The 26427-nt window shown below is 59.6% G+C and carries 25 protein-coding genes and 1 pseudogene; 9 read left to right on the top strand and 17 right to left on the bottom strand.

The features are described from left to right. Positions 1 to 37 precede the first annotated feature (37 nt). The 3 genes and pseudogenes from AB7M22_RS10290 to AB7M22_RS10280 all read right to left on the bottom strand — a co-directional run bounded on the left by AB7M22_RS10290 (position 38) and on the right by AB7M22_RS10280 (position 4542). Positions 38 to 1606: a bacteriocin immunity protein gene (locus AB7M22_RS10290; protein WP_454186180.1), complete on the bottom strand. Its 1569-nt coding sequence runs from the start codon at positions 1604 to 1606 to the stop codon at positions 38 to 40. Positions 1607 to 1702: 96 nt separating this feature from the next. After that, positions 1703 to 1978, bottom strand: coding sequence for a bacteriocin immunity protein (locus AB7M22_RS10285; RefSeq protein ID WP_454186179.1), 276 nt, complete (start codon positions 1976 to 1978; stop codon positions 1703 to 1705). Further along, positions 1975 to 4542 (bottom strand): annotated as a pseudogene (locus tag AB7M22_RS10280) (S-type pyocin domain-containing protein). Before AB7M22_RS10280 ends, AB7M22_RS10285 begins: the two are co-directional and overlap by 4 nt. Positions 4543 to 4768: 226 nt before the next feature. Here AB7M22_RS10280 and AB7M22_RS10275 point away from each other — a divergent pair. Further along, on the top strand, positions 4769 to 5194 hold the full coding sequence (locus AB7M22_RS10275; RefSeq protein WP_201060324.1) for a YciI family protein: 426 nt from the start codon (positions 4769 to 4771) through the stop codon (positions 5192 to 5194). Between the two features lie 177 nt (positions 5195 to 5371). Here the strand turns inward: AB7M22_RS10275 and AB7M22_RS10270 are convergent, their stop codons facing one another. The 4 genes from AB7M22_RS10270 to AB7M22_RS10255 form a co-directional block, all read right to left on the bottom strand. Beyond that, on the bottom strand, positions 5372 to 6049 hold the full coding sequence (locus tag AB7M22_RS10270) for a DUF3313 domain-containing protein (protein WP_008010909.1): 678 nt from the start codon (positions 6047 to 6049) through the stop codon (positions 5372 to 5374). A 263-nt stretch (positions 6050 to 6312) separates the two neighbouring features. Then, positions 6313 to 7281, bottom strand: coding sequence for a hypothetical protein (locus tag AB7M22_RS10265; protein WP_454186178.1), 969 nt, complete (start codon positions 7279 to 7281; stop codon positions 6313 to 6315). A gap of 182 nt (positions 7282 to 7463) precedes the next feature. Next, on the bottom strand, positions 7464 to 7973 hold the full coding sequence (locus AB7M22_RS10260) for a DUF934 domain-containing protein (RefSeq protein ID WP_454186177.1): 510 nt from the start codon (positions 7971 to 7973) through the stop codon (positions 7464 to 7466). Next, positions 7970 to 9643, bottom strand: coding sequence for a nitrite/sulfite reductase (locus AB7M22_RS10255; RefSeq protein ID WP_454186176.1), 1674 nt, complete (start codon positions 9641 to 9643; stop codon positions 7970 to 7972). Before AB7M22_RS10255 ends, AB7M22_RS10260 begins: the two co-directional genes overlap by 4 nt. A gap of 377 nt (positions 9644 to 10020) precedes the next feature. On the opposite strand from AB7M22_RS10255, the gene ccoN reads away from it, so the two are divergent. Together ccoN and AB7M22_RS10245 are read left to right on the top strand one after the other, a co-directional pair. Further along, positions 10021 to 11448: a cytochrome-c oxidase, cbb3-type subunit I gene (gene ccoN / locus AB7M22_RS10250; RefSeq protein ID WP_454186175.1), complete on the top strand. Its 1428-nt coding sequence runs from the start codon at positions 10021 to 10023 to the stop codon at positions 11446 to 11448. A 15-nt stretch (positions 11449 to 11463) separates the two neighbouring features. Then, positions 11464 to 11685, top strand: coding sequence for a cbb3-type cytochrome c oxidase subunit 3 (locus AB7M22_RS10245; RefSeq protein ID WP_454186174.1), 222 nt, complete (start codon positions 11464 to 11466; stop codon positions 11683 to 11685). A gap of 176 nt (positions 11686 to 11861) precedes the next feature. On the opposite strand, the gene AB7M22_RS10240 is transcribed toward AB7M22_RS10245, so the two are convergent. Further along, complete coding sequence (locus tag AB7M22_RS10240) at positions 11862 to 12356, bottom strand: hypothetical protein (RefSeq protein WP_007901271.1); 495 nt, start codon at positions 12354 to 12356, stop codon at positions 11862 to 11864. 240 nt (positions 12357 to 12596) lie between these two features. Between AB7M22_RS10240 and AB7M22_RS10235 the strand changes: the two genes are divergently transcribed. Together AB7M22_RS10235 and AB7M22_RS10230 are read left to right on the top strand one after the other, a co-directional pair. After that, positions 12597 to 13964 carry a hypothetical protein gene (locus tag AB7M22_RS10235; protein WP_454186173.1) on the top strand — a complete coding sequence of 456 codons (1368 nt, stop codon included), beginning with the start codon at positions 12597 to 12599 and terminating at the stop codon, positions 13962 to 13964. 98 nt (positions 13965 to 14062) lie between these two features. After that, on the top strand, positions 14063 to 14755 hold the full coding sequence (locus AB7M22_RS10230; protein WP_454186172.1) for an aspartate/glutamate racemase family protein: 693 nt from the start codon (positions 14063 to 14065) through the stop codon (positions 14753 to 14755). A 118-nt stretch (positions 14756 to 14873) separates the two neighbouring features. On the opposite strand, the gene AB7M22_RS10225 is transcribed toward AB7M22_RS10230, so the two are convergent. Beyond that, the gene (locus tag AB7M22_RS10225) at positions 14874 to 15383 is read right to left on the bottom strand and encodes a GNAT family N-acetyltransferase (RefSeq protein ID WP_454186171.1); all 510 of its coding nucleotides are present in this window, start codon (positions 15381 to 15383) and stop codon (positions 14874 to 14876) included. 195 nt (positions 15384 to 15578) lie between these two features. On the opposite strand from AB7M22_RS10225, the gene AB7M22_RS10220 reads away from it, so the two are divergent. The 4 genes from AB7M22_RS10220 to AB7M22_RS10205 all read left to right on the top strand — a co-directional run bounded on the left by AB7M22_RS10220 (position 15579) and on the right by AB7M22_RS10205 (position 18360). Next, positions 15579 to 16373, top strand: coding sequence for a hypothetical protein (locus AB7M22_RS10220; RefSeq protein WP_454186170.1), 795 nt, complete (start codon positions 15579 to 15581; stop codon positions 16371 to 16373). Beyond that, a complete protein-coding gene (locus AB7M22_RS10215; protein ID WP_454186169.1) occupies positions 16310 to 17266 on the top strand; it encodes a fatty acid desaturase in 957 nt (318 codons plus the stop codon). The genes AB7M22_RS10220 and AB7M22_RS10215 overlap by 64 nt, the downstream gene beginning before the upstream one ends. A 3-nt stretch (positions 17267 to 17269) precedes the next feature. Continuing rightward, entirely contained in the window at positions 17270 to 18043 is a 774-nt protein-coding gene (locus tag AB7M22_RS10210) for a metal-dependent hydrolase (RefSeq protein WP_454186168.1), read from the top strand. A 167-nt stretch (positions 18044 to 18210) separates the two neighbouring features. Further along, positions 18211 to 18360, top strand: coding sequence for a hypothetical protein (locus AB7M22_RS10205; RefSeq protein WP_454186167.1), 150 nt, complete (start codon positions 18211 to 18213; stop codon positions 18358 to 18360). 127 nt (positions 18361 to 18487) lie between these two features. Here AB7M22_RS10205 and AB7M22_RS10200 read toward each other — a convergent pair whose 3' ends face one another. The 8 genes from AB7M22_RS10200 to AB7M22_RS10165 all read right to left on the bottom strand — a co-directional run bounded on the left by AB7M22_RS10200 (position 18488) and on the right by AB7M22_RS10165 (position 26424). Continuing rightward, positions 18488 to 19468: a LysR substrate-binding domain-containing protein gene (locus AB7M22_RS10200; protein WP_454186166.1), complete on the bottom strand. Its 981-nt coding sequence runs from the start codon at positions 19466 to 19468 to the stop codon at positions 18488 to 18490. A gap of 186 nt (positions 19469 to 19654) precedes the next feature. Continuing rightward, positions 19655 to 20596 (bottom strand): peptidylprolyl isomerase, encoded by a 942-nt coding sequence (locus tag AB7M22_RS10195; protein ID WP_454186165.1) that lies wholly within the window; start codon positions 20594 to 20596, stop codon positions 19655 to 19657. Then, positions 20593 to 21072 (bottom strand): YbjN domain-containing protein, encoded by a 480-nt coding sequence (locus AB7M22_RS10190; protein ID WP_454186164.1) that lies wholly within the window; start codon positions 21070 to 21072, stop codon positions 20593 to 20595. Before AB7M22_RS10190 ends, AB7M22_RS10195 begins: the two co-directional genes overlap by 4 nt. Positions 21073 to 21092: 20 nt before the next feature. After that, positions 21093 to 21722, bottom strand: a complete 630-nt coding sequence (locus tag AB7M22_RS10185) for a DNA repair protein (RefSeq protein ID WP_454186163.1) — start codon at positions 21720 to 21722, stop codon at positions 21093 to 21095. A 17-nt stretch (positions 21723 to 21739) separates the two neighbouring features. Next, positions 21740 to 23431 (bottom strand): putative porin, encoded by a 1692-nt coding sequence (locus AB7M22_RS10180; protein ID WP_454186162.1) that lies wholly within the window; start codon positions 23429 to 23431, stop codon positions 21740 to 21742. 40 nt (positions 23432 to 23471) lie between these two features. Further along, on the bottom strand, positions 23472 to 24176 hold the full coding sequence (locus AB7M22_RS10175; protein ID WP_454186161.1) for an energy transducer TonB family protein: 705 nt from the start codon (positions 24174 to 24176) through the stop codon (positions 23472 to 23474). A 2-nt stretch (positions 24177 to 24178) separates the two neighbouring features. Continuing rightward, positions 24179 to 24604 (bottom strand): ExbD/TolR family protein, encoded by a 426-nt coding sequence (locus AB7M22_RS10170; RefSeq protein WP_007901242.1) that lies wholly within the window; start codon positions 24602 to 24604, stop codon positions 24179 to 24181. An 11-nt stretch (positions 24605 to 24615) separates the two neighbouring features. After that, complete coding sequence (locus AB7M22_RS10165; protein ID WP_454186160.1) at positions 24616 to 26424, bottom strand: DUF2341 domain-containing protein; 1809 nt, start codon at positions 26422 to 26424, stop codon at positions 24616 to 24618. Positions 26425 to 26427: the final 3 nt, after the last annotated feature.

Genomic DNA, 26427 nt, shown 5'->3' with positions numbered 1-26427 from the left:
ATTCCTTTATTTGGCGGGGTGGCTGAAAGCGGCAGTGCTAGGACTTTGCTTGAGCAATGGTCATTTCGGGGTATTCGTTCCGGCCTCTGAACATGATGTAAAGCGGGTCCAGGCCAGATTCCGGCGGGAACACCACAACATAGTCATCGAAACGAATCGCAGCCATGTCGTTGAAAGAATCCAGCAAGGGCACAGGTGAAGACCGGAGGAATCCCAGCCGATACTCGGGGGCCGGCGCCAGGGTCGATGTGGCTTCAAGGGATGCTGGCGCGCTCCAGCTCACGATCATCGGGGCCGGTCCGTCAGCGGTGAAGCAGTAAGTCTTCATCTGCGCATCCCAGACAGCAGCTCGCACCCTCACCCGGGAGGACAATACATTGCCATTAGTCGGCGTAATAGCCACCTGAAGCAACGTGTGTATTTCTCTCAGGCCTCGGGACATTGTCCCTGGTGGAACGGCGTACGTGCCGCTGCTCATCCTGAACGGAAGATCGACTTCGGCACCCGTCACGGCCAAGTCTTGCCAATCCTTGCCCTCGATCGGCAGCAACTCGAGCAGAGGAACGCTGAGCCCGTACCTCCCCACTTCAGCCCGGCTGGTGAATTCGAATTGCAGCACGGCGGCGTATTGACCTTGATGGTCCTGGGCTCCCGAGGTGATCTGCCAGGTAAACTCCGCCACCGCCGAGCGTATGGCTTTTTGCAGCGCAACCCGATGGGTCTCCAACGGTTGCGAAAGGCCGCCATCGAGGAAAATACCCGGTCGCGCATTGGCAAAGGCAAGCGGCGCAAAAAGCAACTCGCCCGCCTGGGTCGGCCCTGCTCCCTGCTGATAACGCTGATCAACGAGTTGTGTTTGCGCGACCGCCAGCAGCGCTTCGGCATCCACTTGAAAACGATGGAGATGTTGATTGATCTCATTCAACTTCGCCAGATAACGGTCGTGAGTGGCATTGATCTGCTGGGCGATACTTTGCCACTGCGCGAGTTCGGACCGGGCGTAGGATAGCTCGCGCCGGGCGCTGTCTCTTTTGAACCCGATGCTCATTTTCCAGAATTCGTATCGGCGGGCTGCCACGCGCGTTTCAAATTCAGAAGTTTCCAGAGCACGGATGTCCGCCTCGCGCCCACGGATGTCCACCTGGGCGTTCTGTCGCTGACGCAAGTGTTTGATCTGTTGCTCGAATACACTGAGTGCCGCTTCTGCCACCCGTTCTGAGTCCGCCAGATCTACAGCGACTTTCTGTACGTCAGCCAGGTTCCAGGCGATACGTTGCTGTGTCATCTGCGCCGGGGTCAACGGTGCTCCCGGTCTTGCAGCAACAGGACGAGGAACAGGAACGCCCTCCCCTTTTAATGCGGCACGCCCCTGTTTGTGGTGCCAGTCTTTGACGTAGTACACGACCGAGTCCGATGAATAAGTATTCGTATCATCCTCTGGCGGATAAAACAGCAGGTCGGCCCCTTTGGGATCACCGACGATGCGGTCGAAATGATTGATCAGTCGGTCGTGGTCCTGTTTCGGCAGATCGACGGCCCAGATTCTGTTCACCAAGGCCTGGAATTCCGATTCGGTGTAATCCTTGAGTGTTGTTTTAAGTTCCATCTTTGTTGCTTCCTTGTTTCGGGCACACAACGGCTGCCAGATAACAGCATCTGCTCATGTGTGATGAGCAGATGCCTTTGAATTGGATGCGTGCAGTTACTCTGGCTTGAAGCCGGGTTTGTTATTGAGTGCGCGCCATTCTTTGACTTCTTTCAGGATGCCCTCTGGACTGTCCTCTTGGCCTTCTTTGGGGTAGAAGATGACGTCAGAGCGGTCGGGGTGTTCGGTAATCATTTCAAAATGCTGAACGCGTTCAATCATATATTTATCAAAGTCGTCCGCTGCCAAGTCCTCTCCTCCATCAAAAAACTCTCTAAGGAAATCAAGAAATTCAGACTCTGTGTAATCTTCGAGGCGCGAGGTGTGTTTCATAATTGATTGCCTCCTTTGTGTAAAAGAACATGTCGTCTGGGCGTCATCACCACAATATTCTCCATGTCATACACCCCTCCACCTTGTGCAATTTCTAATCGGTGATGGAGTTCAAACTTTACTCGACCTCGGTACTGATCATTTGTGATAGGGAAAGGTGCGCTGCCCTTGCGCATAAACCTTAAGTTTGTGGCTTTGAACTGAGTGCTTAAGCTTATGTCAGCCGCAACAGTCCTCCAAAACGCCTCTCTGAACCGATGAAAGTTAGCAAACTCCTTCCCTCTTAACTGGTCTGCGATCTGCGAAGGAATCGGCGCACCGTCCGTTCGTGAAGCATCGCCTAGCCATACACCTGATACCTGCTCCCCAACCCCGATCGCCACACCCGGATCATCACGCCGATCCAGAAACAGGACATCCGGCGAAGGCAACTCCATATCCGCCGGATACCCAGGAATACTGGCACCGATCTGCCCTTCGTCAACAGCCGGAAACGTCTCGTTTTGCGGTAGGACCGGGATGAGCGGTGTGCCGGGATAAACCGCTGGAATCGACGGTGTAGCCGGTGAGGTTGTAGGACCGAGGTGTTCGATACCCGGCGGCACCAGGGGTGTCCAGGTTCCGACGCCGACCGGACGAATCGGCCAGGGCAAGACCGCAGGAGTGATCCCCAGCCGTCCCTGGATGCTTTGCGGCGTGGTGATGCTGATTTTGTCGAGGTTGAAAGGATTGGCGCCGAACTCCGCCCGCTCCTGATAGCGCAGTTCGAACTAGCGTCGCTCACCGACCCAGGTACTTTTCGGCGCGTACGGCGCGAAGCCTTGTTCGATGCGCTTTTTGTTCACCTCATCGAACTGAGCGATGAGCGCCGGATGCTCGCCGAGCGTTCGCCACAGCGCTTCGTCGAAGGCGGCAAGCGAATTGAATTCACGACCACGAAACTGGTCGCCTATCTGCACGGGAATGGCAGCACCTTGTGCCTGGCTCGCGGTTTTCCACCAGTCATTCGCCGCCGGTTTACCGACCCCTGTGACGACGCCCGAGCCTATCGGTGGCAAATTGAAGGTGAAGTAAATCGGCGGCTGATCACGCACGCACACAATGCAATCGCTGATACGCAGATCGACACCCGTCCCAATGGCCTCGATCTGGGGTGTCAACACGCTCAGCCCGGGCTGACTGGCAGTGGCAACCTGAGTGGTGTCCGGGGCGAATTGCAGGTGCCTGGCTGGCGATCCGGGAATCTCGACGCTATAGAGGCCGGTCAGCGGGTCAGGCACCGCATTGATGACCGGCACATCAGCACCAATGGCATCGCCCGTAGCGACAGCGATAATCGCGGTGCCTTCCGGCACGGTTTCAGGTTTGAGTCGGTATGCGACCTCCGCTGAACAGCCCGCATCGGCGATCGATTGCAACGCTTGGCGGTCAGTAAGGCCCAGCGCTTGCGCCGGCACCCCGACAGCCTGAAACAAACGCCGACGTTGCTCAGCGCTCAACTCACCATCACCAAGGGCTGGCGAGTACACCATCGCGGTGACGAACACCGGTCCCGTTTTTGCGGCAATCCGCCCGAAATCGATGAGGGTATTGACGGCAGACTGGATAGCCATTTCAAGCACTGCAGCGCCTTGCTGCGCAACGAATATGCCATCGCGCGTCAAAGCCATCCCACCAGCGGTCAGCGAAGACAGCGGGACTGTCAGCGTGTTGGCCTGCCTGACCCGCTCAACCCGTGCATCTTCATCAGCCTGCTGCTTGAAGCGAACTCGAGCTTCACGCTGCTTGGCGTACTGGCGTTGGGCCTCCCAGACCGCTTCCCTTTCGCGCCAGACAATCGTCTGCTCGGCATGACGTCTGGCCAGCGCGCTGGATTTGTCTGTGAGTGCGCTTATCTGTGTGGATAGCAGTCGAGCTTCGTGGGCCGCGTTGTAGGCGTTTTCCCAGATCTGGTGGCCGTCGTTGAGTGCCTGGCCGAACTGCCCCAGTCGCGTCAGGTAATCGTTCGAAGTGCGGGTGAATGGATCATGACCATCAAATGAACGGGCGACTGCGCTCCTGGCATTAAGCTCGGTGGTTTTGCGGGCGATGAGCCCATCGATTTCGTTTTTTTCTTTGGTGATCAGGTAAAGCTGCCAGCGTTCGCTCGAATCGCTGTTGGGCGGCCGTCGTGCAGCCGAGATTTCTTGTTCAAGAGATGGCGCGAGTTGCCCGGCCCTGTCGGCAAAACGACGGTCCACCTCACCCCTGATAGCGTCATGACGCTGCGCCAGCCCCGCCAGAAACTGGTGAAGAGCCTGAGCTTGCGCTGCGGCTGCCTGTGCTTGAGCCGCCTCGGTTTGCGCTTTGGCCTCGGCCTGCGCGCGCTCTTTTTCCTTCTTCTGACGATCAGCTTCTATGGCCCGCCTGCGGGCCTTTTGCCTTTTTTTGCTGGTTTTACCAAATCCGCCTGAAACCCCTCCGCCGCCACCAAAACCGCCGCCAGAGCCACCACTCGAAGCGGGTGGTCCGGACCTGATGACAACACTTCCTGACGTTCCATCGTAATGTGTTTGTTGTGTCATACAGTCACTCCTTGTCTGTAGGGCACAGCATGTCGATGGAGCCGCAGTCGGGTGCGGTACATAGTTATCGGTGTGGATTTAAATCAAGGTGCTATTTGAGGGAATGGGGCACTTGCACAAGTAACAAATCCGCCCCTTTTGCGGTCTTTTTTTAGAGGTGGTGTCGATTCAGGCGACTGCCATTCGACCAAGAAGTGAGTCACTCAAATCCAGCGGAGACAAGACCATGCGATTCATGATCATTGTGAAAGCCAGCCCGGACTCCGAGGCCGGTGTGATGCCCAGCGAAGAACTGATGACCGCGATGGGCAATTTCAACGAGGAACTGGCCAAGGCCGGCATCCTCATCGACTGCGATGGCCTGCAGCCCAGCAGCAAAGGCGCCCGCGTGCGCTTCTCGGGTGACCAGCGCACGGTGATCGACGGCCCGTTCGCCGCAACCAAGGAGCTGATCGCCGGCTACTGGCTGTGGCAGGTGAAATCGAAAGAGGAAGCGATCGAGTGGGTCAAGCGCTGCCCCAATCCCATGCCGGGTACAGAGGCCGAGATCGAGATTCGCCAGGTGTACGAGGCAGAAGACTTCGGTGCCGAGTTCACCCCGCAGCTGCGCGAGCAGGAAGAACGAGTGCGTGCGCAGGCGAAGAAGCACTGAAGCGCACCTGATACACCTACGCGGGTATCGGGTTTGCGGGGAGTTTAGCGGGACATCGCTTTTCGCGAGCAAGCCCGCTCCCACATTTTGATCTCTGGTGTTCACAAATAGTGTGCACACAGCAGATCCAGTGTGGGAGCGAGCCTGCTCGCGATATAGGCCCTCAGCCCCGCCGCATTACTTGGACTTGGACTTGAGCTTCAGATACGACTGATGCATATCCGACGCCCAGCCATCGATCACGTTTTTCACGTCACCGGCCTTCATCACCTGATCTGAGCTTTCCAGCGGCTTGCCAATGCCCTTGCGCACCACTTGGGCCACGACTTTGTTGTTGCCACCATCGAGAAACACCGCTTCGGTGGCCAGATTGGTTTCCTGGTCGCGAATGCCGCTGGCTGTACTGACTGCCGCCGCTACCAGGGCGATCGGGATCACTTCATAAGGCTGGAGGCTTTCGGTCTTGCTGGTAACAGAGGTGATCGCCGCACGCACCACCATCACGCCGGGGCCGGGACCGCTGGCCAGTGGCAGGGATTTGCCTATTTCGCGTTTAAGCGCCTGATCGTAGTAGCTGGTGATGCCGTTCAGCGTGGCCTGAGGGATTTTCACCGTCGGCTGCGGTTTGGGATAGAGCTGAGTCGGCTCGATGTAGACACTGGTGAACTTGTTGATATCGAGCTTGGGGTCCATCCAGCGCATCACCACGGCGCCCGAGGGTGACTTGGCTTCTTTGAGCTGACTGTAGTTCTTGAGAAAACCGGAATACTGGTCCGGCTCGACAACTTTGCTCGAGCAGCCCACCACCCCGATCGAGGCGATGCACAGTGTGCTCATCAGTAACGCAAGCTTCATGCTGTAACTCCTGTCAGAAGGCCGGGCAAGAATATTGAATACGGGAATTACAGGTATAGCCAATGCCCGGCACTTTGTTATCAAAAAGCACAATATTCATCTATTGCTGAGGTGATCGCGGCAATATTCAAGGGCCTCTTCGCGGGCAAGCCTCGCTCCTACAAGGGTAGGCATGCCATGTGACGCCCCCCGTAGGAGCGAGGCTTGCCCGCGAAGACATCAGCTCAAACAACACAAAACCTCATCTGGAAAAACCTGGCCGATCACCACGAAGATCCGCTTTTCGCCGCCAATTCCCGCCGACTATTGGCCCGCATCGCCTTGATCAGCGACACCGTGCCCACCAGGATAATCACCGCGGCGAACAGGAAGTCGATGCTGTACAGCTGGAAGTCATTCAACGGCCCCACCAGAAACACCCGGATCGCACCAATACTCACCAGCGTCGCGAGAAAATCGATGCCCGGCTCATCGCGATAAAACACGTGCAGCAGTGGCAGGCACATCACCAGCAGCAACAGCAGCACAATCACCTTGAACGAGCCCTTGCGCTCGACGCTGAACGCGCATTCATTGGCGCCGTAGGGCTTGTAGTCTTCCTCGCGAATCAACGAGTTTTTCTCGTTGATGTATTCCACGCGGTTGTACTTCTGAATCGGCGTGAAGGTGTTCGACATCGCCATGCTGGTGGTGACGTTCTTGAAGCGCAGGTCTATGCGCTCGTTGCCCTTGAGGTAATACAGCACCGGTTTATAGCCGTAGCGATAGGTGTCGAACGGAAAGTCCGTCGACCGCCCCTGGACCCCGATGGGTCTGGACTCAAGTTCCGCATAGGCACTTTTGTTGGTCGAAGACAGGTTGCGGCTCAGGGGTTTGATCTTGACCTGATCCATGAGAATCGGCGCAATGCCGTAGGACCACTGCATGGGCTCCATGCGCAGCCGCAGTTCATTACGGCCAAGGTCATAGCGATCAAAGGTTCGCTCGGAGACGACCACCGCGCCCGAGAGCATGAACTCGCCGTGAACGTTGTTAGTGATGTACAGCGACAGTCGGTCTTTATCCGAGCCGGTGGCATCGCTGGCCGGCGGCGTGCCACACCAGGCGTAGCTGCTGAACGTCTCCCCGAGCTGGCCGTTACGGTTCTCTTTGAACACATAAAAGTAACTGCCCCACAGGGCTGCCATCAGCAACAACGCTATCAGCCCTAAAATCTTCTTGCCCGCGCTCAAACCAGACTCCTTTCTTTGCTGACTCCCTTATGAGGCGCGGACTCTATCAAAATGCCATCATTGACCCAAGCAAAAATACCCAGACAAGAGAGATCCCCGTAGGAGCGAGGCTTGCCCGCGAAGAATGCACCGCGGTTTTTCAGGTATTACGCGTCATCGTTCTTCGCGGGCAAGCCTCGCTCCTACGGGTTCTGTGGGCCGCGCCGCCGGAACAACGGCCGCGGCTCGATCACCGAGCGCCCGTACAACACGCTCATCCCTGCCAATCCCTTCAGCGCATCTTCGGCGGATTTGTCTTCGCGCACGGCAAAGCTGTCGAAACCGCATTGACGCATGTGGCTGAGTTGATCGCGCAGTACATCACCAATCGCGCGCAATTCGCCTTGCCAACCGAAACGCGTACGCAACAGATAGGCCTGGCTGTAGGCGCGTCCGTCGCGAAAACTCGGAAAGTCCAGGGCAATCAGCGGCAGGTCGGGAAACCACGGGGTCAGGTTTGTCACTTCATCGTTGGGCCCCAGCCAGACGCCTTCGAGCGCTGTCGTGGTATTGGCGTTGAGGGCCAGCCACTGGGGTAACGGCAGTATCAGCGGTCCGGCCGGTAACTCATTTGTTGTTTCACGGATCAACTGCCACGGGTCGTCGCGCACCCACTCGGCGCCGCCATCTTGCAAACGCAGCAGATTGTTCATGCCGACACCTCCAGCATTTTCGGGTACACCCGCTCCTTGAACGGCTCCAGACCAATGCGCGCCAAGGTATCGACGAACAGTTCCTCGCTCTCCCGGTAGCGAACGAACGTGGCAATGATGCGTTCAACGACATCGGGCACTTCGGCGGCGCTGAAGGACGGACCGATGACTTTGCCCAACGCGCTATTTTTGCCCTGAGCGCCGCCCAGGGTGATCTGGTACCACTCGCTGCCGTTCTTATCGACGCCAAGAATGCCGATGTTGCCGATGTGGTGGTGGCCGCAGGCGTTCATGCAACCGGAGATGTTCAGGCTGATATCGCCCAGGTCGTGCAGGTAATCCAGGTCCTCGAATCGCGCCTGAATCGCTTGTGCGATGGGGATGGATTTGGCGTTGGCCAACGCGCAAAAGTCGCCGCCAGGACAAGCAATGATGTCGGTCAGCAAGCCGATGTTGGCGCATCCCAGGCCTTGCTCGCAGGCCAGGCACCACAGTGGGTAAAGGTCGGTCTTGGGCACATCTGGCAGGACGATGTTCTGTTCATGGGCGATGCGGATTTCGCCAAAGCCGAACTGTTCGGACCACTGGGCCACTGCCTCCATCTGCTCGGCCGTGACATCCCCCGGTGGCGCGGCGATGCCCGGTTTGGTCGACAGCACCACGCTGGCGTAACCCGGCACCTTGTGCGGCTGAACATTGCGCGTCACCCAACGGGCGAATGCCGGGTTCTCGGCCAGACGCGTGCCGAAATCCAGGTCGGTGCCGGCCAGTGAACGGTAATCGGGGGGCACAAAGGCACTGGCGACACGCTCGTACTCGACATCGGTCAACTGTGCCGGACCGTCCTTGAGGTGCTGCCATTCCTCCTCCACTTCCTTGGCGAACGCTTCGATACCCAGCGCCTTGACCAGAATCTTGATCCGCGCCTTGTACTTGTTATCGCGCCGCCCGTGGCGGTTATAGACCCGCAGCACCGCCTCGACGTAGGACAGCAGGTGCTGCCACGGCAAGCCTTCGCGAATCTGCAAACCGAGGATCGGCGTGCGCCCCAAGCCGCCACCCACGATCACCCGCAACAGCATTTGCTCGCTGTCATCACGATAAAGATAAAGGCCGATGTCATGCATCATGATCGCCGCGCGGTCCTGCCTGGCCGAGCAGATGGCGATCTTGAACTTGCGCGGCAGGAACAGGAATTCCGGGTTGATGGTCGACCATTGCCGCAGGATCTCTGCCAGCGGGCGCGGGTCCATCAACTCGTCCGCCGCGACGCCGGCGAAGGCTTCGGTGGTGATGTTGCGCACGCAGTTGCCGGAGGTCTGGATCGCATGCATTTCGACTTGGGCCAGACGTTCGAGAATGTCCGGCACCTGGGGCAGTTCGATCCAGTTGAACTGCATGTTCTGCCGGGTGGTGAAGTGGCCGTAGCCACGATCGTAGTCCCGCGCAATGCTCGCCAGAATGCGCATTTGCTTCGCGCTCAGCGTGCCGTAAGGAATCGCCACGCGCAGCATGTAGGCATGCTTTTGCATGTACAGGCCGTTCTGCAGGCGCAGGGGCAGGAACTCTTCTTCGCTCAACTCGCCTGCCATGAAGCGTTCGACCTGATCGCGAAACTGCGCAACACGCTCGAACACCAGGGCCCGGTCATAGTCATCGTATTGATACATGTGGCTGCCTCATCAGGAATTTTGCACAGAACCTGTGGGAGCGGGCTTGCCCGCGATGACGGCGGCACAGTCAATATGGACTTTGACTGACACTCCGCAATCGCGGGCAAGCCCGCTCCCACAGGAACTGCGGTGTATCGAACTCTGCGGTTCGCTCTTGGGGTGCAACTATGCGACAGCAGCGCAGCACGTTACAGATTCAGCTAAACACTAAAAAACCGTATCAGGGCGCGGCCTATGGCCACAGGCCCGCATCGCATCTGATCCGCATAAACTCGGTTTTTCTGAGTCTGTTTTGTTTCCGGCAGGGTTTCTACAGTTCATGCATGCCAGACCGGGTGGCCTGGCAAGACTTTGCAACCGTGGAAGAATTGACCATGAGCACAGCAACAATCGGACAGGCCTATAACTACAAGGTCGTTCGCCAATTCGTCGTGGCAACCATTGTCTGGGGCGTCGTCGGGATGGCGATGGGGGTATGGATCGCCTCGCAACTGGTATGGCCCGAGATGAACCTCGACCTGCCGTGGACCACCTTCGGCCGCTTGCGCCCGTTGCACACCAGCCTGGTGATTTTCGGCTTTGCCGGCAGCGCGCAATTCGCCGCCAGTTACTACGCGGTGCAGCGCACCTGCCAGGTGCGGCTGTACTCCGACAAGCTCGCCGCGTTCACCTTCTGGGGCTGGCAATCGGTGATCGTGGTCATGCTGATCACCCTGCCGCTGGGCTACACCACCACCAAGGAATACGCCGAGATCGAATTCTCCGGCGCAGTGTGGATGACGGTGGTCTGGGTCGCTTACGCCATCGTGTTCTTCACCACCGTGGTGCAACGCAAGACCAGGCACATCTACGTCGGCAACTGGTTTTTCGGCGCGTTCATTGTGGTGATCGCCATGCTGCACGTGGTCAATCACCTGTCGATTCCGGTGGACTGGTTCAAGTCGTATCCGGTGTATTCCGGGGCCACTGATGCCATGGTGCAGTGGTGGTACGGGCACAACGCGGTGGGGTTCTTCCTGACCACCGGCTTCCTCGGGATGATGTATTACTTCGTGCCGAAACAGGTCGGGCGGCCGGTGTATTCCTATCGATTGTCGATCGTGCATTTCTGGGCGCTGATCACCCTGTACATCTGGGCCGGCCCGCACCACTTGCACTACACCGCATTGCCGGACTGGGCTCAGTCGCTGGGCATGGCGATGTCGCTGATCCTGCTGGCGCCGAGTTGGGGCGGCATGATCAATGGGATGATGACGTTGTCGGGCGCCTGGCATAAGTTGCGCACCGACCCGATCCTGCGCTTTCTGGTGCTGTCCCTGGCCTTCTACGGCATGTCGACCTTTGAAGGGCCGATGATGGCGATCAAGACGGTCAACGCCCTCTCCCACTACACCGACTGGACCATCGGCCACGTTCACGCCGGGGCCTTGGGCTGGGTGGCGATGATCACCTTCGGCGCCGTCTACCACATGGTCCCGAAAGTCTTCGGTCGCCCGCAGATGCACAGCATCGGCCTGATCAACGCGCACTTCTGGTTGGCGACTATCGGCACCGTGCTGTACATCGCCTCGATGTGGGTCAACGGCATCACCCAGGGTTTGATGTGGCGCGCGATCAACGACGACGGCACGCTGACCTATTCGTTCGTCGAAGCCTTGCAGGCCAGTCATCCGGGGTTCGTAGTGCGCTTTGTCGGCGGGGTGTTCTTCCTCAGCGGCATGTTGCTGATGGCCTACAACACCTGGCGCACGGTGCGGGTGTCGGACGTGAAAATGGCCGAATTTGAAGCGCAGATTGCCTGAGGCAAGGAGCCTGACATGATCGAGATGACGTTGAATCTATTGGGTGTTCTGGGGCTTTGGCTGGCGGTCGAATACTGCCTGAAACACCAGACGGCCGAGAGCCTGGACGATGCCAGCCTGATTCCGTTCGCCGATGACCCCGAGGTGGCGCGGCGGGTGGAGTTGGCGACGGGCAAGACCGTGAAGGCAGTGGCTCCGGAAGAGGCGAAGCCGGGTTGGGGTAACCTCGAAATTTGATACATCCCGCTCCCACAGGTATCTGCTTCGGCCAAAGAATTGGTGAACGACACCGATCATTGTGGGAGCGTGGCTTGCCCGCGATAGCGGTGTCTCAGGCGCAGAAAATGTTGAATGGGCTGACGCCATCGCGGGCAAGCCCGCTCCCACAGGGTTGGGTGTCGTTTACTCCGTATTCAGCCGCGCTCGCGGGGAATCAGGCTCTGCAGCTGCTGTGCCAAAAAGTTCGCGTCGAAGGCAAAGGTATCCGGGTCTTTCAAGCCATTGGTCTTGCGCCATTGCCAATTGCTGGAGGGCGGCAGGCACACCAGCGAAATGCTGCCATAGCGCGCGGCGGTCAATCCCATCACGGCAAGGGAAATCTGACCGCCTGCGCCCATCACGTCCGGCACGAACTCCACCGGTTTGCCGGCAATCACAATGCTCAGTTTCTCGGTCTTGAACGTCGACGTCTCCGCCGGCACGCTCGGCCCGGACGCGACATACGCCTCGCGACTCACCTCCAACAGATTCGGCGTCAGGACCGGCGCCAGCCATTGCTGGATCTGATCGAACAACTCACCAATGCGCGTCGCCCACACGGCCGATTGCGACTCAAACAGTTGCTTCTTGTGCGCTTCGCTATCTGCATAGTGGCGAAGCATCTCGCCCAATTGCTGTACGTCGTCCATTGCGGTGTTCCCTTTGGTTGAAGCGATGCTGCGAATGTCGATCATGGCAGATGCCGACAGCTCACGTACGGCAAAGGTGCGAACGGCTACAGAGCCTCGGCAGATGAACGCGACGAATGGTCGTGTTTTACCTGCTTTTCAGGGGGCCACCTGTCAGATCTGTCAGTTGCCAGGCATCTCATCCCAAGTGTTTGATGACCCTGTGCGCAAAGCCCACATCACGATCAAGGAATGCGAGCCATGAGTAGCCAGGATGACATTGTGATTCTGAGGATTGATAAGGTAATCATCCCCGGGTGGACGACCCCGGTCATCGCTCCGGACGCTGAAGGAGGCATCCCCCTTTCCCCCATCGTGAAAGTTCTGATCGACCCGTGGTCCTCTCAGGCTGCTTACGACACGGCGGAACTCCTGATCAATGATGAGCCCACGGCGGTGGCCACCAAAACCATTAATCCAGGTGAGGAAAACCAACGGTTCACTATGGATCTACCGGCGGCTTTTCTGCGAAACGGCATCAACCGGATACGCCTGAGAGTCAAACGTGTCAGTCAGAATCCAGAGACATCAGAAGATCGTGTGGTTCTTTATCACACCCCTCGCCCAGGGGGCGAAGTGGTGGGTTCCGGAGACAACCCCAATCTTCAAATGACGCTTCCCGCGGATGTCATCGCCAATGGCGTGGATGCCGCTCGTGCCGCACAAGGGGTGGATGTCACGCTGCGCTACGTCTACATGCGTGCATACGACAAAATCACGCTGGATTGTGATGGCCACACGGTTTTGCACACCGTCACAGCCGCCCAAGCCGCAGCCGGCACCGTCGTTCTGAAGCTGTTCGCCGATGCATTCCAGAGCGGTGACAACCCTCGATTTGCCATGCGCTTTCGGGTTGTCGATCAAATTGGCAATTCGTCGGGCCCACTCGCAATCTGGTCGAAAACCACTTACATCGATGTACACATCCAAAAACCGGTTCTGGATCTAAAAGCGCCCATGGTGCTGGAAGCCTTGGAACTCGACGGCACTCGATTGAACTTTGTACGGGACTTTTATGAGGCCAAGTTCGCCACGGTCGAGGTCGCCTTCACCGGCTCCGCCCCGGGGCAAACGGTGAAAGTGTATTGGGAGGGGCGCAACAGCACCTATGGCAGCGAGATCCAGACGGTATCCTTCGCCGGGCAGACGCTGAGATTTTCAGTGCCTCGACTGGAGGTGGTCGACTGCATCGGTAGCGGGGCAAGAGTCTGGTACACCGTCAGGCTGCCCAATACCATCCAAGACCTTCCCTCCAGGAGTCTGGACATCACCGTCACCCCGCAAAGTCTGCGCCTCGCAGAACCTACCCTTAGCGGCGACAAGAGCAATCTCAGAACACCCTACCCGTCATTGGTCGGTCAATACTCGGTGCGCATGGCTTTTTTTGGCGTCAATACGCATTACGGTCCGGAAGTCCCCATCACGACCCCCTCCTATACCAATCACCCCGTGCCACGGGCCTGGCTGGATGAAAACCGGGGGGAAACCGTGATGTTCAATTTCACTCTGAGAAAAACAGGCGCTGGCGAGCCGATTATCTTTTCGTGGTACCTGAGGCTGATTGCGTAATAGCCTCGGCATACAGGTTGCTCTGGCATCGCCGACGAAAGCATTGGAAACTGCCGGGGCCTGGCATGTCGGTCCAGGCGACAGCCTGAGGAAATCCAATGCGCACCATCGGCCTTATCGGCGGCATGAGCTGGGAGTCCAGCGCCGAGTATTACCGCCTCATCAACCAGCAGGTACGCGATCGCCTCGGGCCGTTGCGTTCGGCGAAGTTGCTGATGTACAGCGTCGACTTCGGCCCGGTCGAACAGGCCCAGCATACCGGGCGCTGGGACGACGCGGCAGCGATTCTGGTGGATGCGGCCCGGCGTCTGGAAGCCGGTGGCGCCGAGTGCGTGGTGCTGTGTACCAACACCATGCACAAGGTGGCCGGGCAGATTCAGGCAGCGATCGATATTCCGTTCCTGCACATTGCCGATCCGGCGGGTCAGGCGGCACTGGACGCCGGCGCTCTGCGGGTGGGTTTGCTGGGGACTGCGTTCACCATGGAGCAAGACTTTCTCAAGGCACGTCTGACGGCCAAGGGCCTGACGGTGCTGGTACCGGAGGCTGATGAACGTCTGGCCGTGCACCGGATCATCTATGACGAGTTGTGCGTCGGGGTGATCAGCGAGGCGTCACGCCAGGTCTACCAACGCGTGATCGAATCGCTGACCGAACGCGGCGCCCAGGCGATCATCCTCGGTTGTACCGAAATCGGCCTGCTGATCAAACCCGAACACAGCGCCCTGCCCCTGCTCGACACCACCGAACTGCATGCGCAGGCGGCGGTGGCGTTCGCGTTGGGTGACTGACTGTAGGAGCGAGGCTTGCCCGCGAAGAACGATGACGCGTAATGCCTGAAAAACCGCGGTGCATTCTTCGCGGGCAAGCCTCGCTCCTACAGGGTGTTCGTTGCTCAATTATTTTGACTTACCGGCGACGCAACCGCGCCATGCTCAGGGTATCGACCAGTCGACCGTCACGCACCGCGTAATCGCGAAACAGGCCTTCGGTCTCGAAACCGAATTTGCGGTACAGGCCGATGGCCGCTTCGTTGTCGGCGTACACCGAGAGTTCGACCCGTTGCAGGTTCATCCAGTTGTCAGCGACGTCCAGCGCTGCCGCCAGCAGTTTCGAACCGACACCCTTGCCCTGCCAAGCCACGGCGACACCCATGCCGAAGCTGCCGGCGTGGCTGCGGCGGATTCGCGAAAACTGCTCCAGGCCAATGTTGCCGATGACCGATCCCTGGTGCAGCGCCACCAGTTTCACCGCGCGCTCGTTGTCCGCCATCAGGCGCTGGCGCCAGACCTCGGTGGACTGAAACGGCATTTGCAGCACCTGCCGGGCCACGGCGGGGTCGTTATAGAGCGCGGTGATGCCCTCGATGTGGTGTTCGCTGAAGCGTTCGAGGTGAATGGCGGGGTCGTGGTCGGGCATGGCAGTGTTCGTCCTTGATCGGTGTGTGACCGGTCACTCTAAACCGCACGCCCTCTGCGTGGCGATAACAATTGAAGGTGGATACACCTGTGGCGGGGGTCAGTCATTGCGGCCCCATCATCAGACGTTCACACAAGCGCAATACAGTAACGCGGATTGATTTCTCGCCCCTTCAATCTGTGAGCCGAATACGTAATGTTGCCTGTTACCGAGATGGAAGCCGCCTTGAAAAACGGGATTGCAAAGGTCCCTGATCGTTACGCTGACAGAAATGAAGTGGGGGCTTACTGCCCCTCTAACGACGTTGAGATCAACGTTCGATTTCTATCGCCAGCTGACATTCCCTCGGTGCTTGAACTTGAGCAAAGGAAGTGGGAAAGCGATCAGCGCGCCGAGGCCTCCATGTTGGCGTCACGGATCGCCTCTTTCCCTGCATTGAGCATCGGCGCTTTTTGCACTCGCACGGGGACTGCGCTGGCGTCGTTGTTCATGAAACCTACCCGGCACGACACCATACGCAAGTGCCCGACATGGGCAGACTGTGCAAGAAAACAGGACGGCGAGGAGTCCGCAAAAACCGGTGTGTTGTTTGGCATCAGCCTGAGCAGTGTTGATCCGAAAGCGGTGCAAGCGATTTTCGAGTTCTTCTGGCCCCATGCGCTGAAGGCGGGATGGTCAGACATCTATCTTGGCTCGCCGGTCCCGGGTCTTCGTCATTGGGCCTCGCAGAATCCTGATCTTCCAGTAGCGCAGTATGTGCGAGGTGAACGCAAGGGCCTGCCGCTGGATCCGCAACTGCGGTTTTACTTCAAAAAAGGCTTTCGCAAGATCGTCGCCATCAACGACAACTATTTCCCGCATGAGCCTTCGCTGAATGTCGGCGTGCTGATCGTAGGTAAGGTGCCACTCTCCGGCCTTTCCTTCATATGGAAGAGAGTTCCGCTGCCCTGGCTGCAGCGCATGAAAAAACTGTGCTCCGTGTGCTTGTGAACGCCTCTCTGACAAAAGCGCAGCACGTCGATGCCGGCTCGCGCTCCAACCTGCCCAGCTATCTGTTCATGGCCCTGTGCATCTTGAATACGACCGCGATCGCCTGGCTGGCTGCGCATGAGGGGTTCGGATGGCTGGTCGTTGTTCCGCTGGTTCCGCTGATAGTGCTCCAGGCGATCCTGATGATTGGCGTTCAGGAGATCAAGCATCAGGGTGTGCATCGACAGTTCCTCGTTGGCACGCGTCTCAATGATGCAGTGGGTGTGTTCGCGGCTGCCATTTTCGCCGCCAACTTCGTGGGCTATCGCTACTTTCACCTCGAACACCACCGCAAAACCTGCCAGGCCGATGATCCCGAAGGGCTGATGTACGAACAGACATGGCGGACACGCCTGATCAGCCTGCTGGGTGCAGCGGAGCAACTATGGGTTACCGTCACCACCAATATTATCTCCCGACGCTACACACCCCCGCGCGCAGTCTGGCGCTGGCGCTGGAACAATGCCTTGATCGTCGTTTTCGTTGCATTGCTGACGTTAGGCATCTATGAGGTGCCTCGACAAGTCGTGTGCGCCTATCTGGTCCCGTATTGCCTGTTTGCCTGGATGGATTTCTGGCTGACGCAGGCCGAGCACTATGGCGTGCCGATCTCGGCTCAAGGCTCGCGCCGCGCACCCGCTGACATCACGACGGATTTATACCTGCCAAGGCCTCTGTCCTGGCTCATCCTGAATCGCTCGCTGCACCGCATTCACCACCACGCGCCGGCGACCCGCTGGTTCCATGCGTACGCTCAATCGGAGGTTCTAGCCGAAAGCAAGCCCGGCGGCGTAACGGACCTACCCACCTTCTTTGCGACCTGGATGCGACTCGGTCCCCGACTCTGGAAGTAAGCCATGACAGACGCACCTATCGAACCGCGGCGCGCAAAGACTGCCGAGGCCACTATCTCCACGCCATTCTGGAACGACACATCGATCAAGACCTATCTGTTCGATGCCTGTTCGGTACTGCTTCCTGCCGGTGAGCAATTCGTGATTTCGGTGGTGGAGTCATCCGCTTTGCGATTACAACAAACGTCGGCGCTTGCCAAACATTCGCGCCGCTTCGTGGCAGAGGAACGGGCCCACCAGCGAGCGCACAGGCTGTACAACCAGCAACTGGAAACCCAGGGGTTTGAAGTCAAGAAGTTCGAGCACATGATCGAAAAAGATCTCGAGGCTCTTCAGTCGAAATTGTCGCTCAATGCGCAATTGGCATTGGCTGCCGCGTTCGAGCACGTGACGGCCGTCATGTCCGCTGCCGCCTTGCGCAGAAACGGCCTGCTCTCGGTCAAGGAGTCACCACAGACCCGCCTGTGGCGATGGCATTGCGCTGAAGAAGTGGCGCACCAGCACGTCACCACGGACCTGGCGCGGTCGCTGGGCATACCCTATTGGCAGCGGATTTTCTATTTCCTGGCAGCATCGGGGCTCATGGCGTTCGATGTCATTCGTCACATGCACAGTTTTGCCCGCCTCGACATCACCCGCGGCCGCGTCAGCTCAAAGGAAGTACGGCGTGCTGCGGGCAGCTTGCTGTTGCGCGATGGCGCCAACCTGGCGTTGATGGCAATCGGATGGGCCGCCTACTTTCTTCCGCTGAAAAAAGCCAAGGGATCAGCTCGATAAAAGAGCGGCATGGCTAGACCGTTGACGCGACAACCACCTGCTAGAGTAAAAAGCATACCCATCGACTATCCAGCACCGGAGTCGTGCACCGCCACTTGGGCGTTCGACTTGAGAAACGACGTTATTGGCCGGACTGAATGTCACTTTCGGAAAATGAGGAAATTTCTATGAAAGGTTTGCTTCGCGCCGCAGGATTCAGCCTGATGGCACTTTTCGCAAGTTGTGGTGTTGGTGCTCAGACCGTGCACAGTCATGCTGCGCCGCCTGCCTTCACCGCCACACCGGCCGATATCCAGGCGGATAGCCAAAGAAATTGATCGTTCCCATGTTCCACGGAGGGCATGGGGGACGGGCTTGCTCGTGAAAGGCGACCTGTACAGTCGACATTGATGTCGACTGTGGTGGCCCCTTCGCGGGCAAGCCCGCTCCCACAGGGAATCATCGCTAACTCTCGAACCACTCCCGTCGCTCGCTGAAGGTGTTGTGGATCAGCTCGACGATCCCCTGCACCTCGGTCTCATTCCGGGACTCGGCATTGACCGCCATCCACACCTGGCGCTGCATCGGTTGCTTGAAGAGCCCGGGCAACGCCACCAGCCCTCGGTCGAATTGGCTCATGTAGTGCGGCAATAAACCGATGCAGGCGCTGCAGCGGATCATCTCCAGCATCAGCTCATAGGAATGCAGCTGCACCACGCCCGCCAGCCGCTGCTCCACCAGACTGTTCCACGGCCCAAAAGCGCTGACGTGGCGATCGTGCTGCCATTGCACCAGCATGAAATCGGCCAGGTCACCCAGGCTGTCCGGCCGCGCCGCGACCCGTGAATAGCGTTTGGCGATGTGCGGCAGATAGTCCAGCCGCGCCAGACGCTGGGGCTCGCTGATGGCAAAACTGGGGCCTGGCAACGGCGAATCGGTGCCGGCCAGCCACACCACCACATCGGCACTGATCGCTCGCAGGGCCAGTTCGCTGTCCAGGGAAATAATGTCCAGGCGCACACTGGCGTTGCGCCGCAGCAACGAGACCAGATCACGGCCGAGGATGTCGTGCAGGATCGATTCGGCCACGGCCAGGCGAATCAAGGGCTGTTCGATCACCGGCAACTTGCGCTCGTGCACCAGCGCGATCAACTGCGCCTGCAACTGCTGTCCGTCACGACTCAAGGTCAGCGCGCTGCCCTGGAATTTGAATAGAGAACGTTGCAGCTGATCTTCCAGTTGCGCCAGATGCTTGCGCAGCAGGGTCGCCCGCACATTGAGGCTGCGCGCGGCCTGCATGAAACAGCCGCAACGGGCGCTGACCAGAAAGTATTGCGCGACCTCGGTATCAATCCCGGCGGCCCGTGCCAGCCAGGACTCGGAGGGCGCCTGCGGCGATCGGTATTCGACAACACCCTGACGTCCTGTGGGTTCTATGAATGACATCGATGACTCCCTGTCGATCTTTGTTTTTGATTGCTTCCAGCGCGATGGAAGTTCTTTAAACCAGTGAGGATCCTGTGGGAGCGGGCTTGCCCGCGATGAGGCCGGCACATTCAACATCTCTGGCGTCTGACATTCCGCTATCGCGGGCAAGCCCGCTCCCACACTGGATCGCTGTGAACGGGAAAATTAGTGTTTTTCCTCCAGCACTTTGTTGAGCTCGGCCCCATCAATACTCAACGTCGCCGTATTGAGCATGCCTTCCAGATAAGCCTTGGCGATCTGCTCTTGACGCTGGGCACGCAAGGCCTGGGTCAGACGTTCGCGCAGTTCTTCCAGCGTCGCGGTGCGCGCCGGTTGCTGCTCGGTGAGTTTGATCACATGAAAACCCGCCGCGCTCTGCACCGGCTCCGACACCGCGCCGACCTTGAGTCGCGCCACCGCGCCGCGGACTTCCGGCACCAGTTGCTGCAACGGCTGCAGCCCGGTGTCGCCGCCCCGTTCGGCGCTGGCGCGGTCCTGCGAAAACTGACTCGCCAACGCCGCAAATTCCGTCGGCGCGGCCTGGGCTTTTTTGCTCAGTTCGAGCGCTTGCTTGCGCACGCTTTCCAGTGTCTGCGGATCGGCCACACCGAGGAAAATCTGGCTAACCCGGTACATCGGCGGCGTCACCCAACCGGCCTTGCCGGCCTCATAAGCCTGCTGCAGTTCGGCGGCACTGGGGTAGTCGGCCGGCACCTGACTGACCGATTGCAAGTAGTCGCGAAAGACGATCTGCTCGGTGGCAGCGCGGGTTTGCCGTTCGACCTCCGGGCGCTGACGCCAGCCCTGGGCGTCGGCCTGTTCGAGCACGGCTTTCTCAGCCAGGCGCGAGCGAATCCAGCTTTCCAGCGCCCCGCGATTGGCCCGCAGTTGTTCGCGCGACTCCGCTGGCAAGGTGGCGAGCAGCGTTTTGAGTTCGTCGGGTGACACCTGCTGATTGCCCAGTCGCGCGACCGCAGGCTCACTCGCTACCAATGACGCCGGCTGCTGCGCCGCGATCGGGTCATTGCCCGGACGCAGTCCCAACGCAACGGCAATCACCAGCACGGCCAACGCACCTGCGCCGGCCACTACCGTACGGTTTTTCACAGGGCTGGTACCTCTTGCGCGGGCGCCTCGGCGGTTTCAGCCTGGGCCTGCAACTGCGCCGCGTTCTGGCTATATTCACGCAGATAAACAATGAACTCCTGAAGCAAGCGATCCCACAGTTCAAGGTTGCCCCGCAGATGATCGTCGCTCACGCCGGCGGCGACTACCACGTCCATCTCCATCACCAGAAACTCGCCCTGCACCGACAACCGGGCAAAGCGTCGCGATGCATTCCACAGTTCCGCCAGCCCGGCCGGCAACTCGCCCTGCACCCGCAAGGCGCAGCTGAAGGTGAAGTCGACGTAGCTGCCCGGCTCGGCCGCCGGATTGCCGAAACGCACCGCGTAGCCAATGCCCTGGCTGGCGCTGAGCAACTGCACGATGCCGTTCTGTTCGGATTGATTGACCCGGTAACCGGCGGCTTGCAGCACGTCGGTGAGGGATTGTGGCGATACGTGGCTGATCAATTGAGTCATGTGAAAGTCTTCCCTGTCATTCAATGAGCGATCGCGGCCTGGGGCGCGTCGAATTGCGTCTTGTAGAGTTCGTCGCCAAAACCCTGGGCCAGTTCTTCGAACTTGACCCTGGCGGCGCCTGCGAACGGTTGGCGGATCTTCATCACCTCGGCGACGTCGATCTTTTCGTAGGCCGCGAGGATCTCCTTGGCCACGCCGTACATCTGTTGATTCTTGACTGAACATTGCTGCATTTGTGTGTCACGTTCAGCCAGTTGCGACTCGAGCCGGGCGCGTTCGGCCTCTTTGCCCCGGGCCATCACCAACAGTTCTTCATAAGCTTTCTTGAACTTGCCGATCTGCTCGCTGCTGGCCGCTGCTTGCGCCTGGGCCTGGTTTTGCAGGCTGTCGTGCTGGCCGGCCAACTGTTCGGCCACGCCTTTGACCTTGGCCAATTCCGCCGTCAGTTGCTTGATTTGCGCCTGCGCGGCCTTGGCTTGGCTCTCGGCCGCCACTTGCGCGGCGCTGGCCTGAGCCTGCTGGCTTTGCAGGGCCTGCAACTGCTGGGTGGTGCTGCGCAGTTGAGTGCGCAAGCGCTCCTCCATGCCTTCGGCGCTCGCCCCTTGAGTCAGCAGCAACCCCAAGGCAAACAGCAGGATTCTTGTGTTCATGACGCTCTCCCTGCGCCTTAGAAGCGCGTGTTGATTTCAAGCTGCAAGACGTCGATGTCGAACGGCGCGCCGTACACCGCTTCGGAACTCAACCAGCGACCGGTGGCGAAGACGTTCTTGGCCAGACCGTAGTTGCCGCCGAGGAAATAGCCCTTGGCGTTGGTGCCGCCGAGGTGGAACGACGAGTCGTTGAAACCGTCCGGCAAGGCGTCCGGCTGGATGTATTTGTAGCCGGCGAAGAAGTTCCAGTCGCCCTGCTTCTTCAAGTCCAGCGAGTTGCCGAGGGTGAACTGGACCATCCAGGCATTGGCGCCGCTTTGCACCTCGCCATCGCTGTCGAGGTTGTTGACGATCTGCCCGGCCGAGCGCTTGCGCATCTCGCCTTCGTCGTAACCGAGGTTGTGCACGTAATTGGCTTGGCTGCGCAGCTTGAAGTCTTCCGGCAGGTCGGTGTCCCACACGACGTTGAGGTCCAGCAGGTTGAACTCCGAGGCCAGGCCGACGAATTGCGGTTGCGGCGTGGTGGACGGGTTGAGCGGGTTGGGCGTGATGTCGCGCAGCAGGAATACGCTGTTGCCCTTTTGCATGAACGCCGAGCGGCTGCCGTCGGTGTCGCAGCCCGGTGCGCCGGCCCAAGGTTCGCAAGGGCTGGAGCGCTGGCCTTCGATGTCGTCGAAACGGTAGTAGGCCACGGCGCCTTTCAAGCGGTTGTTGCTGTTGATCGCCCAGTTGGCGCCGATCTGCGCGCCGTACAGCCACTTGTTGTCGCTCTCTTCCTTGTCGAAACCATTGCTGGTGCTGGTGTCGTTGGTGTACTCCACCGGGAACGCGCCGACGGTGCCGAACAGGCCCCAATCGCGGTTGAGCTTGTGGTCGAAGATCGCTGCCACGCCGTCGAAGTTCAGGTCGGTGGAATAGAGCATGTCGGTGGAGAAGAACGGATTGGCGATTCGTCCGCCGGTCAGGGTCAACTGATCGGACGGCTTCCAGGTCAGGTAACCCTGGTCGAGCCAGATGTCTTTTTTGCCGAAGCCGCCGCCGAGGGTCTGGGTGGTGGACACCGGGTTGTTGTCCGAACCGGTGCCGATGCGAATGCCGGCGGTCCATTCCGGTGAAATCACCGCTTTCATGCCTAGGCGCGCCCGCAGGCGGAACAGGTTTTCGCGGTCTTCGCGGGTGTTGAGCAACGGCGGCAGGTTGGTGCTGCTGTTGGGGTTCACGTCGTACGGGCCGTTGTTGTTGAGCTTGGCGAAGTCGACGATTTCGTTGCTGTTGGTGCCCGAGTAGTAGCGCGACTCGTCTCGCAGGCGAATGTCGCCGTCGAAGCTGATGCGCGAGACCCAGTCCGGGAAGGTATTGGGCTGGGCCCAGTTTTCCTGCTTAGCGGTGGCCATGACCTCGGCCTTGACCTGATCGCGGATCTGATCGCGAACGGCCGCTGGCACATATTGCACCCGCACGTCACCCGGTGCAGCGGCCGGGCCGGCAGCGACGGCGGTGCTGGCCTGACGCGCCTGCACCGCTTCTTTTTCCGCCTGCGCGATCAGGCCGTCGGCCTGTTCCTGCTTCAATACACCTTGCTGCACCAGCAAGCGGATCAGATTGATCGTGGCGTTTTCCGAGGGCGCAGGGGCTGCCGCTGCGTGCCCGACCAGGGTCGCAATGACCATGCCGACCGCCAGGGACAATCGATTCACGTTGGAAATCATCTGCACACAACTCCTTTTGGCAAAACCTGAAAATGTTCGGTTAACCCGGACGCCGCCCTTGCAGGGACAAGCGCACAGGCAAGGTCATGGAGGCCGGTGGCCGTTCGGTTAAATGCGGTGCGCCGCGCAACGCGGCGAGCACCTGGGCGTCGACCTCCGGGTTGCCGCTGGACTTCACCAGCTCGACCCGGGTGATCTCGCCCACGCTGCTCAGCCAGACGTCGGTCTGCAGCGAAAAGGCCAGGTTGCGCAGGTCCGGGTTTTCCCGCAGCAAGCGCTGAAAGGTGAACGCCAAAAACTGGCTGTACGTGCCATTGCCCACACGCCCACCTCCGGCACCGGCCATGCCACCGCCCTTGCCGGCGCCGACGTTGAAGGCGTCGCTGCCGGACTGGGCGTCGCCATCCATTTGCATCGGGTTGGCCAAGTCATCGGCGGGCGATGGCGGCGCCTCTTCTTCAGGCTTGACCTCCTCCGGCTCCGGCGTCGGCTCAGGCTCGACGATTTTTTCTTCCACGGGGGTTTGCGGCTCCGGCGGTTTTTCCGGCGGCGGAGGTGGCGGTGGCGGCAACGGAATAATCGTCGGCACCTTCGGGGCTTCCCGGCGCACGCCACTCATGTCGTTGGCCCACTGCCAGAGAAACCACGCGGCCACGCCGGCGATCAGTAACCCGGCGCCCCACTTCACAAAGCGCAGGGGCGACGGCTTGACGGGCGACGGGCGGATGGGGAGTTGTGCGGTCATGGTCAGCCCTGGGTCGGTTTGCCGGTGACGAGACCGACCTGGGACAATTCAAGCCGGCGCAACAGGTCCAGCACCTCGATGACTTTCTGGTACTGCACCGTGGCGTCGCCGCGCACGATTACCGGGAAGTCAGGGTTCTGCGCCTTCTCGATGCGCAAGCGGTCTTCGAGCTCCGCCAAAGTCACTGGGTAGGCATCGAGGAACACCTGGCCGCCATCGTTGACCGAAATCGCCTTGGTCTTGGCTTCGGACAGCGACACCGAGGCGCTGGCCTTGGGCAGGTTGATCTGGATGCCGGAAACCTGGGCGGTGGCGGTGAGGATGAACATCACCAGCACCACCATCAGCACGTCCACCAGGGGCGTGATGTTGATGCTGTCCACCGCGGCATCATCGTCATCGTCGTGGGAGGTATTGACGCTTGCCATGTCAGTGCTCCTCAGGCCGGGACGGATGCGTGGGTGTGATTGCCACGGCGATGGGCCGCTTCACTGGACTGGCTTTCACCGTGCATCTCCGCCAGACGGGTGATGAACTCATCGACAAAGACGCGCATGTCGGCGCTGACTTCCTTGTTGCGGGTGATCAGCCGGTTGTAGCCAAACAGCGCCGGGATCGCGACGAACAGGCCCATGGCGGTGGCCAGCAAGGCAGCGGCCATGCCCGGGGCGATGGCGTTGATGTTGACGTCACCGGCCATGGCCGTGCCGAGGAACACCACCATGATCCCCAGCACCGTGCCGAGCAGGCCGATGTACGGGCCGCCGGCGATGGCATTGGACAGGGTCGAGAGCTTGGAACTGAGCGCCTGATTCTCGCGGGTGCGCACGCCGTCCATGGAGCAGCGAATCGCTTCGATGGTCGCGGCCGACACCGATGAGGTGTCGGCGCCCTGCTCGCGGCGGGTGCGGATTTCCTTCACCGCTACCTGATACAGGCGCCACAAGGACGAGTGCTGCAAACGTTGGGCGAGGTCCTGATCGTCGGCGAACATCTCCAGGCGCGTACCGACCTTGGCGAATTGCTCGCGGAACGCTTCGTTGGCGGCGCTGAGGCGGCTGACCATACGGTTCTTGCGGATCATGATGACCCACGACTGGAACATCATCAGCACCAGCACCGCGATGATCACCCAGGCGTCCAACGGCACGGCATTGAGCAGGAAACCGAGGCTGCCGAAGCCGTAACCCGACTGTTCTTCATCGACGCCGTAAGCCACCAGCTTCGACTCGGCGCCCTGGGAATTGGCGTCTGCCAGCAACTGCGCGGCAGGCCGGACGACCTTGGACAGGCGCAACTCATCGATGGCGCCGCTGAATGGCTGATAAGTGCCTGGGGTTTCGCTCGGCAGGTCGGCACCGATGGCCATGACTGAATTGAACGCCGGCATCGCGACTGCAAGGCTCGCGGTTTCACGGCCGTTGATGTACAGCGAAACCTTGCTGCCCTCGGCGGTCAGCGCCAGGTGCTGCCATTGACCGGGGTTCAACGGTTGGCTGGACACGGCGCGCTGGCCGTCGATCTCTACGAACGGCATGCCCTGGTTCAGGCCCAGCAACAGACTGTTCGTCCCTTCCCGTCTTGCCAGCACCAACTGTTCACCGTTGGCTTGATCCAGACGCAACCAGGCGCTGAAGGTAAACGCACTGCCGGCGTTGTGTTGCAGCGATGGGCTGGCCGGCAGCAGCAATGGCTGGCCACTCAACTGCAAGGCCCGCCCCATCACACCGTCGATGCTCGCGCCGGTAGCGCTTTGCGCAGTGTTGCCGTAGGCCGTGGTGTCCTTGGGCGGTGTGCCGTTGGCGCCGTCGAAGTGATAGAGCGCGGTGAAGTTCGGGTCGAAGGTCAGCTGACCGTTGCCGGTGGCCGGGGCTTTCTGGTTGCCGTAATACATCCAGATGTCCTGCCGCTGGCCGCCCGTGACAACGGGCACATCGACCCAGATCAGTGCCATGCCCATCAGCGGATCGAAGCTTTCGATCTGGTGGTTGAACACGGTCTTGTCATCGGCAGCCACAAAGCGCAGATCCGAACCGTCCTCCTTGACCCCGTCGAAGGTGAAATTGCCGGTGTGCAGGCGCACCAGCAGCGCGGTGCGACCCAGCGTCTCGTTGATCGCCGCGCCCTGAGGCGTGGTGTCCACCGAAATCTGTTTGCGGTAATGCCAGTCATCCTGCCACCAGGCCTGGGCGGTGGCCGGGAGCACGAAGCCCAGGCAGATCAGGAAAGCGATGAATAAGCGCTGCATGAA

Source organism: Pseudomonas sp. ADAK2 TE3594, from assembly GCF_053628675.1.
Note: the sequence above shows the minus strand (reverse complement) of the source record. Positions and strands in the feature narration are given on the sequence as shown.